Genomic DNA, 1699 nt, shown 5'->3' with positions numbered 1-1699 from the left:
ATCCCAACCAACCCCCAACACAACTAAAACCTCCCAAAACCCCCAAGCAACCCTTGTAGCCGAAAATAAGGACAAGAAAGAAAATGGGGTTAAAGAGGCAGACAAACAAGCACCCCCAAGCCAAACCCCTAAAACCTCTATGGAATCCCCCACCATCCAGCATGGAGCGGGCATGGGAGAGATGCAAGAGTTTGCATGCGGGCATTGGACTTATGATGATGACAAGCTAGAGGCTTACCGCCCTAGTGTGATGCGTGGTTTAGACAAGGCTAGCGGGCAGTATTTGGATTTAAGCCCGTGTAATTTGGAGGCTGACCCCACAAGTGGCAAGAGCGGTAAGATTGTGCTTGCTTATACCCAACTTCCCGACAAAATAGAGGTGTTAGGGCCCACCACAACCATGCACACTTTTAAACTCAGCAAAGCTAATTATTCTGAAAAGCGTTGTTATAAGGCACGCACACGCCAATGTTTGCATATTGAGCCCAACAGCAACCAAGAATGGAGCAGCACTTATAGCACCACCACAACTAAGATCACCAAAACCTACAAACGCCCGCCCCAAGTGGGGAGTGCCCTTTCTACAGAATATATTAAAGTCCTAGAGGAAAACAAGGCAGAACGCAAGAGTACCATTAAGGATAATGGATTGGGTTTGAGCGATCAATTCATGGAATTTGTGGAAATCTATCAGGGGCAGTATTTGGATGATCGGATCAAAAATTCACCCGAGTATGTGGCGTGGAAAGAGCGTTTTGTGCGCCCCGGTCATGGCACATGTAGCCAATATGAAATCGAAAAACTCATCACCAATAAAAAAGTGCTCCCCAGCATCCACAACACCCGCATTATATGCGTGAAAAGTGGGGATTTTTTGCTAGAAAACAAACAACCTTAGCAAAACAGCCCCCAAGTTTATTTCGGGGTGTTGTTGGATCATTTTTTACAGAGTTATATCAAAGGTTACCATTTTTTTGCTAGAATACTCTACCTGATTTAATCATTCAGGAATATTTTTGTTTAAGGAGACAGCATGTCAGGACATAGCGAAGAATGTTGCCACGGGCACGAAAACGAGTGTAGTGAACACCACCATCATCATCATCACCATTATCATGGTGGCACACACCACCATCACCACCACCATCATGGCGAACACCATCACCACCACCATGATGGAGATCACCACCACCACGAAGGTTAAGGTGCATCAGCCCCGGGTGTCCCGGGGTGTTTTATCTGCAATCCCCCATACCACGATTTTTAGCTTGGTTTCTTAACATTAGTTTTTTGCCCTAGAAGGTTTCCCCTCATACAGCCGATCCCCACAATAAATTCTTTTTCTGTGCGTGTCAAAGGCGGGGCTAAAGAGGTTTTTAGATTCTAGATTGTCTTTGGTGTGAATCCCCACAAGGGGTAAAAGCGAGTGGATTAAATCATCACTCATAAAGGGTTTATCCACCGCCCCAGCAATAGCCTTGACTTTGTCAGGGTGTTTTTGTTTAAAAATGTCCGTAACATAGATCACAAAGGGGATTTCAACCCCGTAAGCAGAACAGCGGTGCCCATAGGTGTTAGCACTCTCAAAAATATCTTGAGCGTGATCGGAGAGATAAAAGATGATCGCATCTTTGTTTTCAAAGAGTTTAAATATCCCCTCCAAAACATGATCGGTGTAATAGATCGAATTGACATAATC

2 protein-coding genes and 1 pseudogene are annotated in these 1699 nt (G+C 44.8%); 2 read left to right on the top strand and 1 reads right to left on the bottom strand.

All coding sequences use genetic code 11. The features are described from left to right. Both C5684_RS08840 and C5684_RS08835 read left to right on the top strand, forming a co-directional pair. Window positions 1-898: pseudogene (locus tag C5684_RS08840) on the top strand (hypothetical protein); the annotation flags it as partial. A gap of 184 nt (window positions 899-1082) precedes the next feature. After that, the gene (locus tag C5684_RS08835; RefSeq protein ID WP_006017836.1) at window positions 1083-1280 is read left to right on the top strand and encodes a hypothetical protein; all 198 of its coding nucleotides are present in this window, start codon (window positions 1083-1085) and stop codon (window positions 1278-1280) included. Window positions 1281-1282: 2 nt separating this feature from the next. Here C5684_RS08835 and C5684_RS08830 read toward each other — a convergent pair. Then, window positions 1283-1699 (bottom strand): sulfatase-like hydrolase/transferase (locus tag C5684_RS08830; RefSeq protein ID WP_158650247.1); only part of this gene is annotated, 417 nt, incomplete at its 5' end.

The organism is Helicobacter bizzozeronii (assembly GCF_900196775.1).
Taxonomy (GTDB): Bacteria; Campylobacterota; Campylobacteria; order Campylobacterales; family Helicobacteraceae; genus Helicobacter; species Helicobacter bizzozeronii.
The sequence above is the reverse complement of the archived record's forward strand: the minus strand, read 5'-3'. Positions and strand labels throughout refer to the sequence as shown.